The organism is Klebsiella sp. WP3-W18-ESBL-02 (assembly GCF_014168815.1).
Classification (GTDB): Bacteria; Pseudomonadota; Gammaproteobacteria; order Enterobacterales; family Enterobacteriaceae; genus Kluyvera; species Kluyvera ascorbata_B.
On sequence record NZ_AP021972.1, the window covers coordinates 5,144,092 to 5,160,024 of the forward strand.

At 55.2% G+C, this 15,933-nt stretch carries 17 protein-coding genes; 7 read left to right on the top strand and 10 right to left on the bottom strand.

The features are described from left to right. The first annotated feature begins 6 nt into the window (after window positions 1-6). The 6 genes from H7R56_RS24670 to phoU all read left to right on the top strand — a co-directional run bounded on the left by H7R56_RS24670 (window position 7) and on the right by phoU (window position 5,362). Entirely contained in the window at window positions 7-537 is a 531-nt protein-coding gene (locus H7R56_RS24670) for a fimbrial protein (RefSeq protein ID WP_181358041.1), read from the top strand. Window positions 538-777: 240 nt separating this feature from the next. After that, window positions 778-1,818 carry a phosphate ABC transporter substrate-binding protein PstS gene (gene pstS, locus H7R56_RS24675; protein WP_106930129.1) on the top strand — a complete coding sequence of 347 codons (1,041 nt, stop codon included), beginning with the start codon at window positions 778-780 and terminating at the stop codon, window positions 1,816-1,818. Between the two features lie 72 nt (window positions 1,819-1,890). Then, the gene (gene pstC / locus H7R56_RS24680; protein ID WP_106930132.1) at window positions 1,891-2,850 is read left to right on the top strand and encodes a phosphate ABC transporter permease PstC; all 960 of its coding nucleotides are present in this window, start codon (window positions 1,891-1,893) and stop codon (window positions 2,848-2,850) included. After that, window positions 2,850-3,740, top strand: a complete 891-nt coding sequence (gene pstA / locus H7R56_RS24685) for a phosphate ABC transporter permease PstA (protein ID WP_106930134.1) — start codon at window positions 2,850-2,852, stop codon at window positions 3,738-3,740. Before pstC ends, pstA begins: the two co-directional genes overlap by 1 nt. Window positions 3,741-3,849: 109 nt before the next feature. After that, window positions 3,850-4,623, top strand: a complete 774-nt coding sequence (gene pstB, locus H7R56_RS24690) for a phosphate ABC transporter ATP-binding protein PstB (protein ID WP_035893601.1) — start codon at window positions 3,850-3,852, stop codon at window positions 4,621-4,623. 13 nt (window positions 4,624-4,636) lie between these two features. Further along, window positions 4,637-5,362, top strand: a complete 726-nt coding sequence (gene phoU, locus H7R56_RS24695) for a phosphate signaling complex protein PhoU (protein WP_012907987.1) — start codon at window positions 4,637-4,639, stop codon at window positions 5,360-5,362. Window positions 5,363-5,475: 113 nt separating this feature from the next. Here the strand turns inward: phoU and yieH are convergent, their stop codons facing one another. Beyond that, a complete protein-coding gene (gene yieH, locus H7R56_RS24700) occupies window positions 5,476-6,141 on the bottom strand; it encodes a 6-phosphogluconate phosphatase (RefSeq protein WP_106930136.1) in 666 nt (221 codons plus the stop codon). Between the two features lie 168 nt (window positions 6,142-6,309). Between yieH and adeP the strand changes: the two genes are divergently transcribed. After that, window positions 6,310-7,650, top strand: a complete 1,341-nt coding sequence (gene adeP / locus H7R56_RS24705) for an adenine permease AdeP (protein ID WP_106930140.1) — start codon at window positions 6,310-6,312, stop codon at window positions 7,648-7,650. 44 nt (window positions 7,651-7,694) lie between these two features. Here adeP and H7R56_RS24710 read toward each other — a convergent pair whose 3' ends face one another. The 9 genes from H7R56_RS24710 to rpmH all read right to left on the bottom strand — a co-directional run bounded on the left by H7R56_RS24710 (window position 7,695) and on the right by rpmH (window position 15,365). After that, complete coding sequence (locus H7R56_RS24710; RefSeq protein WP_106930142.1) at window positions 7,695-8,261, bottom strand: NADPH-dependent FMN reductase; 567 nt, start codon at window positions 8,259-8,261, stop codon at window positions 7,695-7,697. Between the two features lie 39 nt (window positions 8,262-8,300). Further along, window positions 8,301-9,050 carry a 4'-phosphopantetheinyl transferase family protein gene (locus H7R56_RS24715; RefSeq protein WP_106930144.1) on the bottom strand — a complete coding sequence of 250 codons (750 nt, stop codon included), beginning with the start codon at window positions 9,048-9,050 and terminating at the stop codon, window positions 8,301-8,303. A gap of 157 nt (window positions 9,051-9,207) precedes the next feature. Next, window positions 9,208-10,167 carry an HTH-type transcriptional regulator YidZ gene (gene yidZ, locus H7R56_RS24720; protein ID WP_106930147.1) on the bottom strand — a complete coding sequence of 320 codons (960 nt, stop codon included), beginning with the start codon at window positions 10,165-10,167 and terminating at the stop codon, window positions 9,208-9,210. After that, window positions 10,136-11,317, bottom strand: coding sequence for an MFS transporter (locus tag H7R56_RS24725; protein ID WP_106930150.1), 1,182 nt, complete (start codon window positions 11,315-11,317; stop codon window positions 10,136-10,138). Before H7R56_RS24725 ends, yidZ begins: the two co-directional genes overlap by 32 nt. Window positions 11,318-11,497: 180 nt before the next feature. Beyond that, complete coding sequence (mnmE, locus tag H7R56_RS24730) at window positions 11,498-12,862, bottom strand: tRNA uridine-5-carboxymethylaminomethyl(34) synthesis GTPase MnmE (RefSeq protein ID WP_106930153.1); 1,365 nt, start codon at window positions 12,860-12,862, stop codon at window positions 11,498-11,500. A gap of 115 nt (window positions 12,863-12,977) precedes the next feature. Further along, on the bottom strand, window positions 12,978-14,624 hold the full coding sequence (yidC, locus tag H7R56_RS24735; protein WP_182928440.1) for a membrane protein insertase YidC: 1,647 nt from the start codon (window positions 14,622-14,624) through the stop codon (window positions 12,978-12,980). A gap of 2 nt (window positions 14,625-14,626) precedes the next feature. Further along, window positions 14,627-14,884 carry a membrane protein insertion efficiency factor YidD gene (gene yidD / locus H7R56_RS24740; protein WP_106930158.1) on the bottom strand — a complete coding sequence of 86 codons (258 nt, stop codon included), beginning with the start codon at window positions 14,882-14,884 and terminating at the stop codon, window positions 14,627-14,629. Further along, window positions 14,848-15,207 (bottom strand): ribonuclease P protein component, encoded by a 360-nt coding sequence (gene rnpA, locus H7R56_RS24745; RefSeq protein WP_106930161.1) that lies wholly within the window; start codon window positions 15,205-15,207, stop codon window positions 14,848-14,850. Before rnpA ends, yidD begins: the two co-directional genes overlap by 37 nt. 17 nt (window positions 15,208-15,224) lie before the next feature. After that, window positions 15,225-15,365 carry a 50S ribosomal protein L34 gene (rpmH, locus tag H7R56_RS24750; RefSeq protein ID WP_003849659.1) on the bottom strand — a complete coding sequence of 47 codons (141 nt, stop codon included), beginning with the start codon at window positions 15,363-15,365 and terminating at the stop codon, window positions 15,225-15,227. Between the last annotated feature and the right edge of the window lie 568 nt (window positions 15,366-15,933).

The following is a 15,933-nucleotide window of genomic DNA, read 5'->3' on the forward strand; positions in this document are numbered from 1 at the left end:
GTTAACTTGAAACGACTCAATAGTTTTTTACTAATTACCGCCCTGAGTTTCTATGGACATGCTTTTGCTGCGGATGTTTATATTCAGGGGGATATCACCGCTCCACAGGAGTGTGAAGTTAACGGTGGGCAAGTGATTGAAGTCAATTTTGAAAAAATACCGGCTTCTGAATTTTCGTCAACGCCGGGTTCGGCGATAACCAGCCGTAAAATTCCGATCAAAGCATCGGTGAAGTGTACGGGAATGGCGGCTGGGCAAGATGTTGAAGTTTCGCTACATGCGACGCAGACGGCGGCATCGCCCACAATGTTACAGACATCAAACGACGATGTTGGAATCAAGATTTATGATGAATACGATAAAGAAGTTGATGTGAACGGCGGGCGCATGGAAACAGATATGGGAAAACGTTCGCGTTTGGGTGAAGAAGATGGCGAGTTCAATTTCTCTGCCGCGCCCGGTAGCGCCACCGGCGCCAGGCCAAAACCCGGTACCTTTAACGCCAATGCCACGATCATCATGGAAATTAAAAACTAACGTCTTCAAGCACAACGGCTGTTTATGACAGCCGTTGTCATATTTGCCATTCTGAACCCGTCTTATTCAAAAAAAACAAGAATCCACGTGAATTATTTTTCATAATTATCAATTAGTTATGTTTTACGTGTTTGCTGTCATTAAACTGTCATAAACCTTACATATAACTGTCACCTGTTTGTCCTATTTTGCTCATCGTAGCCACTAAACAACGATTTACGAATTCTTGCAGGAGACATTATGAAAGTTATGCGTACCACTGTCGCAACTGTTGTCGCCGCGACCTTATCGATGAGCGCTTTCTCTGCCTTTGCAGCAGCAAGCCTGACGGGCGCGGGTGCAACTTTCCCTGCGCCGGTGTATGCCAAATGGGCGGATACCTACCAGAAAGAAACCGGTAATAAAGTCAATTACCAGGGTATCGGCTCCTCCGGTGGCGTAAAACAAATTACCGCTAACACCGTGGATTTCGGCGCATCTGATGCTCCGCTGTCTGACGAAAAACTGGCGCAGGAAGGCCTGTTCCAGTTCCCGACCGTGATCGGCGGTGTGGTGCTGGCCGTTAATATCCCTGGCCTGAAATCCGGCGAGCTGGTGCTCGACGGTAAAACGCTGGGCGACATCTACCTGGGTAAAATTAAGAAGTGGGATGACGAAGCCATCACCAAACTGAACCCGGGCGTGAAGCTGCCTTCTCAGAATATCGCCGTGGTCCGTCGTGCTGACGGTTCCGGCACCTCCTTCGTCTTCACCAGCTACCTGGCGAAAGTGAACGAAGAGTGGAAATCTAAAATTGGCGCGGGCTCTACCGTTAACTGGCCGACCGGTCTGGGCGGTAAAGGTAACGACGGTATTGCGGCGTTCGTACAGCGTCTGCCGGGCTCCATCGGCTATGTTGAATACGCGTATGCTAAGCAGAATAACCTGGCTTACACCAAGCTGGTTTCTGCTGATGGCAAACCGGTTAGCCCAACCGAAGACAACTTCGCTAACGCCGCTAAAGGCGTTGACTGGAGCAAAACCTTCGCGCAGGACCTGACCAACCAGAAAGGTGATAACGCGTGGCCGATTACCTCCACCACCTTTATCCTGGTCCACAAAGAGCAGAAGAAACCAGAGCAGGGCGCTGAAGTGCTGAAGTTCTTTGACTGGGCGTACAAAAACGGCGGCAAACAGGCTAACGAACTGGATTATGCCTCTCTGCCGGAAAGCGTGGTTGAGCAGGTTCGTGCTGCATGGAAAACCAACGTAAAAGACAGCAGCGGTAAAGCGCTGTACTGATGACGGTCGCCCGGCGGCAACGCCGGGCAGCTGTCAGCGTCGTGGCGGATTTTAAACTGGAAAGAGTGATTTATGGCTGCAACTAAGCCTGCTTTTAACCCACCGGGTAAAAAGGGTGACATGATATTCAGCGCGCTGGTAAGACTGGCTGCGCTGATTGTGCTATTGATGTTGGGCGGGATTATCGTTTCTCTGATCATCTCCTCCTGGCCCAGTATGGAGAAGTTCGGCTTCGCCTTCCTGTGGACCAAAGAGTGGGATGCGCCTAACGACATTTACGGCGCGCTGGTGCCGATTTACGGTACGCTCGTGACCTCCTTTATCGCGCTGCTGATCGCCGTTCCGGTGAGTTTCGGTATCGCACTCTTCCTGACCGAACTGGCGCCAAACTGGCTCAAACGCCCGTTAGGTATCGCCATTGAGCTGCTGGCGGCCATCCCCAGTATCGTGTACGGCATGTGGGGCTTGTTTATCTTCGCGCCGCTGTTCGCGACCTACTTCCAGGAGCCGGTCGGCAATATTCTTTCTAACATCCCGTTTGTCGGCGCGCTGTTCTCCGGCCCGGCATTTGGTATCGGTATCCTGGCGGCCGGGGTTATCCTCGCCATCATGATCATCCCGTATATCTCTGCCGTAATGCGTGATGTGTTCGAGCAAACCCCGGTGATGATGAAAGAGTCGGCCTACGGCATCGGCTGCACCACCTGGGAGGTTATCTGGCGTATCGTTCTGCCGTTCACCAAAAACGGGGTGATAGGCGGCGTCATGCTCGGCCTGGGCCGCGCGCTGGGTGAAACGATGGCGGTGACCTTTATCATCGGCAACACCTACCAGCTCGATAGCGCCTCGCTGTATATGCCTGGCAACAGCATTACCTCCGCGCTGGCGAACGAATTCGCCGAAGCGGAATCTGGCCTGCACGTGTCTGCGCTGATGGAACTGGGCCTGATCCTGTTTGCGATTACCTTTATCGTACTGGCCGCATCGAAGTTCATGATCATGCGCCTCGCGAAGAATGAGGGGGCACGCTAATGGCTACGCTGGAAATGCAAAACACCGCTGCGCTGGCAGAGTCCCGTCGCAAAATGCAGGCCAGACGCCGCATGAAGAACCGCATTGCGCTGACGCTCTCTATGGCCACCATGATCTTCGGCCTGTTCTGGCTGGTGTGGATCCTGATGGCGACCATCACCCGCGGGATCGATGGCATGTCGCTGGCGCTGTTTACCGAAATGACGCCGCCGCCAAACACCGCCGGCGGCGGTCTGGCTAACGCCCTCGCGGGCAGCGGCCTGCTGATTCTGTGGGCCACCGTGTTTGGTACCCCGCTGGGTATTATGGCGGGCATTTACCTGGCCGAGTACGGGCGTAAGTCCTGGCTTGCCGAGGTTATCCGCTTTATTAACGACATTCTGCTTTCCGCTCCGTCGATCGTTGTGGGCCTGTTTGTCTACACCATCGTCGTGGCGCAGATGCAGCACTTCTCCGGCTGGGCGGGCGTGATTGCGCTGGCGCTGTTACAGGTGCCGATCGTCATTCGTACCACCGAAAACATGCTGAAGCTGGTGCCGGATAGCCTGCGTGAGGCCGCGTATGCGCTGGGTACGCCGAAATGGAAGATGATCTCCGCCATTACGCTAAAAGCGTCTATCTCCGGGATCATGACCGGTATCCTGCTGGCGATTGCGCGCATTGCTGGTGAAACGGCACCGCTGCTGTTTACCGCGCTCTCGAACCAGTTCTGGAGCACCGACATGATGCAGCCCATCGCCAACCTGCCGGTCACCATTTTTAAATTTGCTATGAGCCCGTTTGCTGAGTGGCAGCAGCTGGCCTGGGCCGGGGTGCTGATTATCACGCTGTGCGTCCTGCTGCTGAACATTCTGGCGCGCGTCATTTTCGCGAAGAAGAAACACGGTTAAGTTTATTGCCTTGCCGGATGGCGGCGTAAACGCCTTATCCGGCCTACGAATGACATAGATGTAGGCCTGAAAGCTGCGCGCCATCAGGCATGATGAGGAAGAGATTGAGATGAGTATGGTTAACACGACTCCGGGTAAGATTTCAGTACGTGACCTGAACTTCTACTACGGCAAATTCCATGCCCTGAAGAACATCAACCTGGATATCGCCAAAAACCAGGTGACGGCGTTTATCGGACCGTCGGGCTGCGGCAAATCAACGCTGCTGCGTACCTTCAACAAAATGTTTGAGCTTTACCCGGAGCAGCGTGCGGAAGGTGAAATTCTGCTGGATGGTGACAACATTCTCACCAACACCCAGGATATCGCCCTGCTGCGCGCCAAGGTCGGCATGGTTTTCCAGAAGCCGACGCCGTTCCCGATGTCTATCTACGACAACATTGCCTTCGGCGTACGCCTGTTTGAAAAGCTGTCGCGCACCGATATGGACGAGCGCGTGCAGTGGGCCTTGACCAAGGCCGCATTATGGAATGAAACCAAAGATAAACTGCACCAGAGCGGGTACTCTCTTTCCGGTGGTCAGCAGCAGCGTCTGTGCATCGCGCGCGGTATCGCCATTCGCCCGGAAGTGCTGTTGCTGGATGAGCCGTGTTCCGCGCTCGACCCGATCTCCACCGGGCGTATCGAGGAGCTTATCACCGAGCTGAAAGAGGATTACACCGTGGTGATCGTGACCCACAACATGCAGCAGGCTGCACGTTGCTCCGACCACACGGCATTTATGTATCTGGGCGAGTTGATTGAGTTCAGCAACACGGACGATCTGTTCACCAAGCCTGCGAAGAAACAAACTGAAGACTACATTACTGGCCGCTACGGTTGATCGGGAGAGAACTGTGGACAATTTAAATCTTAATAAACATATTTCCGGCCAGTTCAACGCAGAACTGGAAAGCATCCGCACCCAGGTCATGACCATGGGCGGCATGGTTGAGCAGCAGCTTTCTGATGCTATTACCGCGATGCACAACCAGGATAGCGAGCTGGCGAAGCGCGTTATCGACGGCGACAAGCACGTCAACATGATGGAAGTGGCGATTGATGAAGCCTGTGTGCGTATCATCGCTAAACGCCAGCCTACGGCGAGCGACCTGCGTCTGGTGATGGCGATTATCAAAACCATCGCCGAGCTGGAACGTATTGGCGATGTGGCGGACAAAATCTGTCGCACCGCGCTGGAGAAATTTTCCCAGCAACACCAGCCGCTGCTGGTCAGCCTGGAGTCGCTGGGCCGTCACACCGTGCAGATGCTGCACGATGTGCTGGATGCGTTCGCGCGTATGGATCTTGATGAAGCGGTACGTATCTACCGTGAAGACAAGAAAGTGGACCAGGAATATGAAGGCATTGTGCGTCAGCTGATGACCTACATGATGGAAGACTCACGGACGATCCCAAGCGTGCTGACCGCGCTGTTCTGCGCACGCTCCATCGAGCGTATCGGCGACCGCTGCCAGAATATCTGTGAATACATCTTCTACTTCGTGAAGGGGCAGGATTTCCGCCACGTGGGCGGCGATGAGCTGGACAAGCTGCTGGCGGGGAAAGATCCTAAGGAATAAGCGGCCGCCGGGAGCACCCGGCGCCGCTGTTGTAGGCCGGATAAGGCGTTACGCCGCCATCCGGCATTCTGCGTAATGCTGCATGATGGCGCTTCGCTTATCAGGCCTACGGTTTAACCGACAATATTCCACCCGCGCGCTTTCCACAGCGCAGGCAGTTCCGCGAGATCGGTAAACGTCGTCACCTTTGGATGGTTAATCGGTTTGTTGTGCGGGTCGGCGCAGAAGTAGAACACCTCCATGCCTGCATCAATGCCCGACTGGGCGCCAGCAGAGGAGTCATCTACCAGAATACAGTGCTCAACGTTGACGTTCATCGCCTTTGCCGCGTGGAACATCAGGGCCGGATCGGGCTTCCAGCGCTGGATATCGTAGCCGCTGAACAGCTTTTCCGGGAAATGATGCAACATGCCCAGCTTACCCAGCGAGTGCTGCATTTTACTGACCGGGCCGTTAGAGACCACACACATCGGTACGCTTACCGCATCCAACAGCGCGTTGGCGCCGGCAATCACCTCCAGCTCGGTGTCGAAGAGGCGTGCGACCTCGGCGCGATAAACCGGCTCCAGATCCGCTTTCGCCAGGTTAACCCCGTGCTCTGCGTTGATGATATCGATGATCTCGTAGAGCTTTACGCCCTTAAAACGTTTAAAAATCTCTTCCAGATCGAGCGTGATGCCAAATGTTTTGAACATATGGACGTAGGCCCGTGAACAGATCACTTCGCTGTCGACCAGCGTACCGTCACAGTCGAAAAAAACCGCTTCAACTCCGGACATGTCATTTCCTTTTTAACAAGTTTAACGTTTACCTGATGCTGAATTGAGAGACGCAATCGTTGCCGTATAAGCAAAACCAATGAAAAAAAATATCTCACAACCGCGCCTATTGTCGCATTTTGGTATAGGATAGCGACGAATTTTCCTCCCTTTCTGCGGAAATAGATAATGAGTCAACAACACACCACCCCGGCAACTTCCGGTCAGGGGATACTGGAGCGCGTGTTTAAACTGCGCGAGCATGGCACAACGGCACGCACCGAAGTGATCGCCGGTTTCACTACCTTCCTGACGATGGTCTACATCGTTTTCGTAAACCCGCAAATTCTTGGCGTTGCCGGCATGGATACCAGCGCGGTGTTCGTGACCACCTGCCTGATTGCGGCGCTGGGCAGTATCCTGATGGGCGTATTTGCTAACCTGCCGGTCGCGCTGGCGCCAGCGATGGGCCTGAACGCCTTCTTCGCCTTCGTGGTGGTGCAGGCCATGGGGCTGCCTTGGCAAGTCGGTATGGGTGCTATCTTCTGGGGCGCCATTGGCCTGCTGCTGTTGACCATTTTCCGCGTCCGCTACTGGATGATTGCCAATATTCCGGTCAGCCTGCGCGTGGGGATCACCAGCGGTATCGGCCTGTTTATCGGCATGATGGGGCTGAAAAACGCCGGCGTCATCGTCGCAAACCCGGACACGCTGGTTTCCATCGGTAACCTGACCTCGCACGGCGTCCTGCTGGGCGTGCTGGGCTTCTTTATCATTGCGATTCTGGCGTCGCGCAATATCCACGCGGCGGTGCTGGTGTCTATCGTAGTCACCACTCTGCTGGGCTGGATGCTGGGCGATGTGCACTACAGCGGCATCGTCTCTGCGCCACCGAGCATCACCACCGTGGTGGGCCACGTTGATCTGGCCGGGTCGTTTAACCTGGGACTGGCGGGCGTCATCTTCTCCTTTATGCTGGTTAACCTGTTCGATTCCTCCGGTACCCTGATTGGCGTAACGGATAAAGCCGGGCTGGCCGATGCGAAAGGTAAGTTCCCGCGTATGAAGCAGGCGCTGTTCGTCGATAGCGTGTCCTCCGTTGCCGGTTCCTTTATTGGTACTTCTTCCGTCACCGCGTACATTGAATCCTCCTCTGGCGTCTCCGTGGGCGGCCGCACAGGGCTGACGGCAGTGGTTGTGGGTATTCTGTTCCTGCTGGTTATTTTCCTGTCGCCGCTGGCAGGCATGGTACCGGGCTACGCTGCTGCGGGTGCGCTGATCTACGTTGGGGTGCTGATGACCTCCAGCCTGGCGCGCGTGAAGTGGGATGATCTGACCGAAGCCGTTCCGGCGTTTATTACCGCCGTGATGATGCCGTTCAGTTTCTCAATTACCGAAGGGATTGCACTGGGCTTTATCTCTTACTGCGTGATGAAAATCGGTACCGGTCGTTTCCGCGACCTCAGCCCGTGCGTGATTGTTGTCGCGCTGCTGTTTGTACTGAAGATTGTGTTTATTGACGCACACTGATGAAGTGAACCCTCACCCCATCGGGGTGAGGGTTTTTAAAGAACTTACGCTTTTACGCGCTGAATATACTCGCCAAACGCGGTCAACTGACCGGCCAGATGATCTAATGTACCTTGCTCGATCACTTCACCCAGCTGCGGGTCGACTTTGTTCTGAATCACGCCACCCATAAACTCCGGCTTGTTCATCACCATCGCATCCAGGAACACCAGAATCTGGCGCAGGTGATACTGACAGCGTGCGCCGCCGATAGCGCCCATCGAACTGGTCTGAATCAGTACCGGTTTACCGGACAGTGGCTGGTCCGGCATACGGGACAGCCAGTCGATAGCGTTCTTCAGCCCACCCGGGACGGAATAGTTGTATTCGGGCGTCACGATAACGACGCCGTCGGCCTGACGAATTTGCTCAGCCAGCGCCTCAACGCTCTGTGGGAACCCTTCTTCTTGCTGGAGATCGGCATCGTACAGTGGGATATCGCCGATGGACGGCAGTGCTTCAACGCTCATGCCCGCCGGGGCGATTTTCGGCAGGGTGCGTGCCACCATACCGTTAAATGAACCTTTGCGCAGGCTTCCCAATAACGTAACTACTTTCAACGCTTCAGACATGATTACTCCTTTGCATCATGAGGCTGTTTCCCAGCCGAATCAGTTGAGTATAAGCGCTTTCTCTGCCGGAAGGCTCGTGAATCTCATCAACCGCGCGGCCGGTTCGTTGGCCCGCGCCTGAGCGTCGGGCAGGCTGCGCCAGCCGTACTTACCGTCAAACTCCCATACCTTCAATTTTTCAATCGAGGGTGAGGCAGACAGCGACCACACCAGAATATCTTCGGCATCGCATATCGCTTCGAGCTGCTCGGTATGCGCGGCGCGCAGGCGGCCGGAGCCGGGCAGCAGCTGGAGCATTTGTGGGGAGTCGCGGTGAACGTCGCCGGTCATTTTCAGCACGCTCTGGCGCAGCGTAATCAGCTGTGCGCGCGCTTCATGCGGGTCGTTCTGGTTGTTGATCCACAGATTTTCATTACTGGTAAAGCGGTAGTTTTCCATTATTGTGGCCTGCGGCGTGTTACGCAGCACGCGCAGCAGTTCCATATCCAGGCCGCAGCGGCCTTCGGTCGTTAGCGCTACGCCGACAATATTACCCGCATAGGAAATGGAAAAATCAGGCAGGTGGCTATCCTTAAAGTGCGGCTTGCCCTCATCAGGCGTGACAATTTCCGGTAATTCACTGATGCCATACAGCATAAACAGCAGCTCGGCTAACAGCGCGCGTGAAGCCAGGTAACGCGTGCGGCGGTGTGCCGGTAGCTGGCGTGCGATGTTATGGCTGGTGGATGATAGCCGAACCGACAGTAGATGCCCGTCCTTAAGGATCCCTCTTGCAAAGTGCGTCGCCATTTTTCGCTCCGTGATTAATGGACAGTGGTTTATAGGAGAGTAACATTTACGCTAGTTATGATCAGGTTTTACTGCCTAAAAATGCGATTGAAAAGGGGTATTACGAGACTTTTACACTTTCCCCTAACTGAAATGGACTATTTTTACGAATAACTCATCAGGAAACACCGAGATATAAGGTTTTAAGCGTTTCACGCAGCCAGATAATTTTCGGGTTGTGACTATTTCGTTTATGCCAGAGCAGGGTGAACGGCACCAGCAGCTTATCTTGCTGTGCGGCGTCGAATGGCAGGGGGCGAGCGACCAACGGCAGCTGGTGAAGTTGATTGTAATACTGACAGTAGCGCGGCGCGGTCGCCAGCATGGTGTGATCCGGCTGAGCGGCCATAAACAGCGACTGTTCGAACCCCGGCAGGCTGAGGGCAATATTGCGCTCGCGGCCCATCTCTTGCAGGACATCGTCCAGCGCCCAGGTGTCGCTTTGCTCCCAGCAAATACTGATGTGGGGATAGCGCAGAAACGTCTCCAGGTTCCACTCTTCCTGCAGCGCCGGATGATCCTCACGCAGCCACACCCACGGAAGATCGGTGAATAGCACTTCGTAATCGATCGACAGCGGCAGCAGGCTTAGCAGCTCGCGGGATCGCGGATGGCTCTCGCGCCCGGTAAAACCGATGTCGACCTCACCGCGGATAATGGCATCCAGTGAATCGTAGTCCCAGTTGCGGACTTTGATCGTGGCCTGTGGATAACGTTGATAGATCTGTTGCGACAGGGCGTTGAACAGGATCATGATCAGCGGCGATTCGGCCACCAGATCGAACTTCAGCCCACGCGGCGTTTCATGATGCGGCTTATCGAGCAGCTGGTTGGCCATCTGCATCCACTCCGCCAGGCTTTGCTCCATGCTAAACATCAGCGGCGTCGGCGTCAGCCCCAGCGGTGTGTTCACAAACAACGGATCGTCAAACCAGGCGCGCAGCTTCGCCAGAGATTTACTCACCGCCGACGGCGTGACGTTCATCCGTTTGGCGGTTTTGGTAACGCTGCGCTCCTGCATCAGGAGCTGCAGGCAAAGCAGAAGGTTAAGATCGAGGCTGGTGAGCGGTTTCTTCATGTGCAGACGCGGACCGGTTAGGAGCAACTGAAATAATCAGCATGATGCTCACTATGCTACAGCCAATCAGAATCCCGATCAGCATATTCAGCGCGTCGAAGCCAAGGATAGCCGCCAGCCAAATCCATAGCGATGAGCCACACACCTGCGCAATCCCCAGCGCCGAGCTGGCGACGCCCGCGCGCAGGGAGAACGGGCCTAGCGCCTGGCTCATCGCCACGCCAAATCCCACCGAGAAACCGGCACAGATTAAGGTCAGCCCGAAGAGGGTGAACGCGTGGGTTGTCGCGAGAATTAAGACGATACCCGCGGCCAGGAATAACGTCTGTGAAGTGAGCATCAGCGTACGGGGTTTAAACAGACTCAGGGCGAACGGGGTAGAGAAGGAGACCGCCATGCTGATGCCTGCGGTCATCGCCATGGTGGTGGCGTATTCGCCGCGGTCGAAGCCCATCACTTCCATCAGCAGCACCGGAGAGGTGTTTACGAAGGTGAGGATCACCGACACGCTGAGGGTGGTTATCGCCAGGCGACTCAGGAAAAAGCGATTTAGCAGCGATTCGGCAGCGTGATGCTGCTGCGTCGAGGCCGTCAGAGCCGCTGGACGCGATTCTCGCAGGATAAATACCGACAGCAGGCAAACGACCACGCCCATGCCGATCATCGTGTAGAACAGGCTCTGCCACGGGTATTTGAGCATAATCAGGTGCCCCATGACCGGCGCCAGTACCGGCACGATACAGGTAATCCCGTTGAGCAACGACAGCACTTTAGCCCGACGGCGGTCGTCAAGCGTATCGCGCAGAATCGCGAAAGCCACCACGTAGCAGCAGCCCGCACCGATGCCCTGAATAAAGCGGCCGACGAGAAACGGCGTGCCGCTTTCTGCCAGCGAACAGAGAGCGGAGGCTGCGATGTAAATCAACGCGCCGACAATCGCGACCGGCTTACGTCCTGATTGGTCGGCAACTTTACCGGCAAACAGCATGGCGGTGGCCATGCCGGCCAGATAGACCGAGAAGGCGATATGCAGCTGCGCTTCGCTGGCCTGTAAATCGGCCGCAATGCGGGGCAACCCGACCAGATACATATCGATACCGGCGGGATAAAGCAAAACTAAGGCAAAACTGCACAGAAGAAAGCGTGTCATAGCGACCTCACGGGAAATGTGGCGCTAAGCATACGGGGAGAGCGGTGATGTCACGAGTTGCCATTTGGACAACAGTGATTTCCTGCTGGGAAATCACTTGTCGCCGGAGGGCGGCCTTGCCTTATCCGGCCAACGGGGCCTGTAGGCCCGGTAAGCTTTGCGCCACCGGGCAACACACCGTTATTTACCGATACAGAAGCTGGAGAAAATCCGCCCTAGCAGGTCGTCGGAGGTAAATTCCCCGGTGATCTCACTGAGATTCTGCTGTGCCAGACGAAGCTCCTCTGCCAGCAATTCTCCGGCCCAGGCACCCAGAAGCTGGGCTTTACCCTGCTGTAGGTGTTCTGCGGCCTCTGAAAGTGCCTGCAGGTGACGACGGCGCGCCAGGAAACCGCCTTCCATATTGGTTTCAAAGCCCATGCTCTGCTTGAGATGGTTACGCAGCACGTCCACGCCTTCGCCGGTACGGGCGGAGAGGCGAACAAGTGAGTACTCATTCACTTCACTCAGACCCAGCGTCTCGCCGGTGATATCCGCTTTGTTACGCACCACGGTAATCGGCAGGTTTTTCGGCAGGCGGGCGATAAAGTCTGGCCAAATCTCCGCCGGGTCGGTGGCGCTGGTGGTGGTGCCGTCCACCATAAACAGTACGCGATCGGCCTGCTCAATTTCCTGCCACGCACGTTCGATACCGATACGCTCGACTTCATCGTTGGCGTCGCGCAGACCGGCGGTATCGATGATATGCAGCGGCATCCCGTCGATGTGGATATGCTCGCGCAGCACGTCGCGGGTGGTACCGGCAATATCGGTAACGATAGCCGCTTCACGTCCCGCCAGCGCGTTCAACAGGCTCGATTTCCCGGCGTTCGGGCGCCCGGCGATAACCACCTTCATCCCTTCGCGCAGCAGGCTGCCCTGGCGCGCTTCGGCGCGGACGGCGTCGAGATCGGCAATCACGGTATTAAGTTGCGCTTCGATTTTACCGTCGGAGAGGAAGTCGATCTCCTCGTCCGGGAAGTCGATGGCCGCCTCGACGTAGATGCGCAGGTGAGTAAGTGCTTCCACAAGGTGATTTACGCGGGTGGAAAATGCACCTTGCAGCGAGTTCAGCGCGGAGCGTGCGGCCTGCTCGGAGCTGGCGTCGATGAGGTCGGCAATGGCTTCAGCCTGGGCCAGATCGAGCTTATCGTTTAAAAACGCGCGCTCGGAGAATTCGCCCGGGTTGGCGATACGCACGCCCGGCAGCGTCAGAATACGTTTGAGTAGCAGGTCGAGGATCACCGGGCCGCCGTGGCCCTGAAGCTCCAGCACATCTTCACCGGTAAAGGAATTCGGGCCCGGGAACCACAGCGCAATGCCCTGATCCAGCGCGCTGCCATCGACGTCTTTAAACGGCAGGTAGTCGGCATAGCGCGGCTTTGGCAGCTTGCCCAGCACCGCCTGTGCCACGTCGCGAGCCTTCAGGCCGGAGATGCGCAGAATGCCCACCCCACCGCGTCCCGGTGGGGTAGCCTGGGCGACGATAGTGTCGTTATGGCTCATGGTTTGTCTCAACTTTGTTGCAATAAAAAAAGGCGGTCATTCGACCGCCCTTTGATTTTCGTTCCGTTTGCCGGATGGCGGCTTCGCCTTATCCGGCCTACAACCTACAACCGAATCAGGATTTTTTCTTCTCGCGGCTATGCAGGCCACGTTTTTCCAGACCACGGTAGATCAGCTGCTGCTGAATAATGGTTACCAGGTTGCTGACGATATAGTAAACCACCAGACCTGACGGGAACCACAGGAAGAACACCGTGAAGATGACCGGCATAAAGGTCATGATCTTCTGCTGCATCGGGTCGGTCACGGTAGTCGGAGACATCTTCTGGATGAAGAACATCGTCGCGCCCATGATGATCGGCAGGATGTAGTACGGGTCCTGTGCGGACAAGTCGTGGATCCACAGGATAAACGGCGCATGACGCAGTTCAACTGAGGCGCTCAGCATGTAGTACAGCGCAAGGAAGATTGGCATCTGAATAATCAGCGGGAAGCAGCCACCCAGTGGGTTAACTTTTTCCGCTTTATACAGGGCCATCATTTCCTGGCTCTGACGCTGTTTGTCATCGCCCAGACGCTCACGCATTGCCTGAATCTTCGGCTGCAGCATACGCATCTTCGCCATGGAGGTGTACTGCGCTTTGGTCAGCGGGTACATGATGCCACGAACGATAAAGGTGATAACGATGATGGAGAAGCCCCAGTTACCCAGGAAGCTATGGATCCATTTCAGCAGTTTGAACAGCGGCTGAGAGATGAACCACAGCCAGCCGTAGTCGACGGTCAGATCCAGGTGCGGCGCAACGGCGGCCATTTTGTCCTGAATTGCCGGGCCAACCCACAGGGTGCTCTGCAGTTTATCTGCCTGGCCTGGCTGTACCAGAACCGGCTGAGATTTGTAGCCAATCGCCACTACGCCATTACCGAGGTTAGCGGTGTAGAAGTTATTGGTACCGTTGTTCTGCGGAACCCATGCAGTCGTGAAGTACTGCTGCAGCATGGCAACCCAACCGTTTTTGGTGTTGGTGTTCAGGTTCTCGTTATCAACGATGGTATCGAATTTATATTTTTCGTACTTAGAGTCAGACGTTGAATACGCTGCGCCACGGAAGGTGTGCATGGTAGACAGGCCGCCGGTCTGCGTATCACGCGCAGTAGGCAGGGCCGCAGTCTGCTTCAGCTGACCGAAGGTAGACACTTCCAGCGGTTTCTCGCCGGCGTTCTTCACGTCGTAGCCAACGTTCACCGCATAATCACCGCGTTTCAGGGTGAAAGTTTTGGTGAAGACGTTGCCTGCTTTATCGGTATAGGTCAGCGGAACGACGATTTCGTTCTGGCCATCGGCCAGTACAAACGCATCTTTACCGACGTTATACAGCGGACGCGGGCCATTAGCCGGGTTGTCCGGGCCGTCACGACCGGTTAAGCCGCTCTGCGCCTGATAGACAAACTGAGGAGTGGTTTCCAGTAACTGGAACGGTTCGTCAGACTTCAGCGTTTTTGGGTACGCCGGAAGCAGCGCTTGCTCAATATCACCACCGCGGGTGTTGATAGTCAGCTCAAGCACGTCAGTTTTAACCGTAATCAGTTTTCCTTGGCCACTGGCCGGTACGCCCTGGTCGGCGGCGCTACCCGCTGCTGTGGTCGTAGTCTGCGTGGTCTGCTGCTGGGTCTGAGGATTGTGGTCCTGTTCCCAAGCTTGCCAGATCATGAAAGACACGAACAACAAAGCGATGATAAGAAGATTGCGTTGCGAATCCATCGTTAGTGTTCTCTGGTATCAAATGGTCCGGGCGGGACGGGATCGTCACCACCAGGGTGTAAAGGGTGGCATTTTAATACGCGTTTCACTGTCAACCAACTGCCTTTTATCACTCCAAACCTGCGCAATGCCTCAATTCCGTATTGAGAACAGGTTGGGGTGAAACGGCAATGCGGCCCGAGTAGCGGACTAATCAGGCGCTGATAGACCCGAATCAGGCCTATCAGGAGCCGCGAGAAAGGCGACAGTGACGGCGCCATAATTTTTCCAACGCTTCCGAGAGAGCACGGTTATCGAGGTCGGCAACCCCTTTCTTCGCCACCACCACGAAATCCATTGGCGGGAGTTCATGCTGACGCAAACGGAAGCTTTCACGCGTCAGACGTTTAATCCGATTGCGTTCATGTGCGCGTTTAACGTTTTTCTTGGCGACGGTAAGACCGATACGGGGATGCCCCAGCGAATTCAGGCGGCCGAGGATGGTGATTTGCGGCGTGCCAGCCCGTTGTGGCTGCTGGAAGACGAATGTGAAATGATTGGGAGTTAACAAGCGTAACTCCCTGGGAAATGCTAGCTTAACCACTCGAGGGGTTAGCTTTATTACTTAGAAACGGTCAGACGAGAACGGCCTTTAGCACGACGACGTGCCAGAACCTGACGACCATTTTTAGTAGCCATACGAGCACGGAAGCCGTGAGAACGGTTGCGCTTCAGTACAGACGGTTGAAAAGTGCGTTTCATGGCGATTTCTACCTAAACTTGAATAAATTCAATGGCTTTATTGGATATCCGACCGAAAATTGAACGACGGACGCCGAAGCCATGGGTGATTAAAGAGGCCGGATTGTAATAATTGTACACTCCGGAGTCAATTCTCTTTCCTTATTTACCGCGTAAAAAACCGCGTTCGACCGCCGTTTTTTGCCCGGTAAATGAGCAGCGTCCCTCACCGAAATTCGAGCAGTACACGCCGGGTGGGGGATTATACGGGCTGCCCGTTAAAGCGCAAGGATCATCCTGGATCTTTGTTAGATCATTTAAGCAGAAATTTGTCGCTAGTCATTAATTTTTCCAATATGCGAAGGAAATCGTGCCTTCTCCTTGCCGGGATCGTTTACACTTAGCGCTTCTGGATCCACCCTGTGGATAAATCGGGAAGAATCTGTGAGAAACAGAAGATCTCTGGCGCAGTTTACGCTATGATCCTCGGCCCGATCGCGATCGGTGGATCGTAACAGGGGAAAATAACCGCGTTATTTCAGCAGAATGTCTGAAAGAGGCCGTTGAAAACCGCAGATAGCGGTTCGCA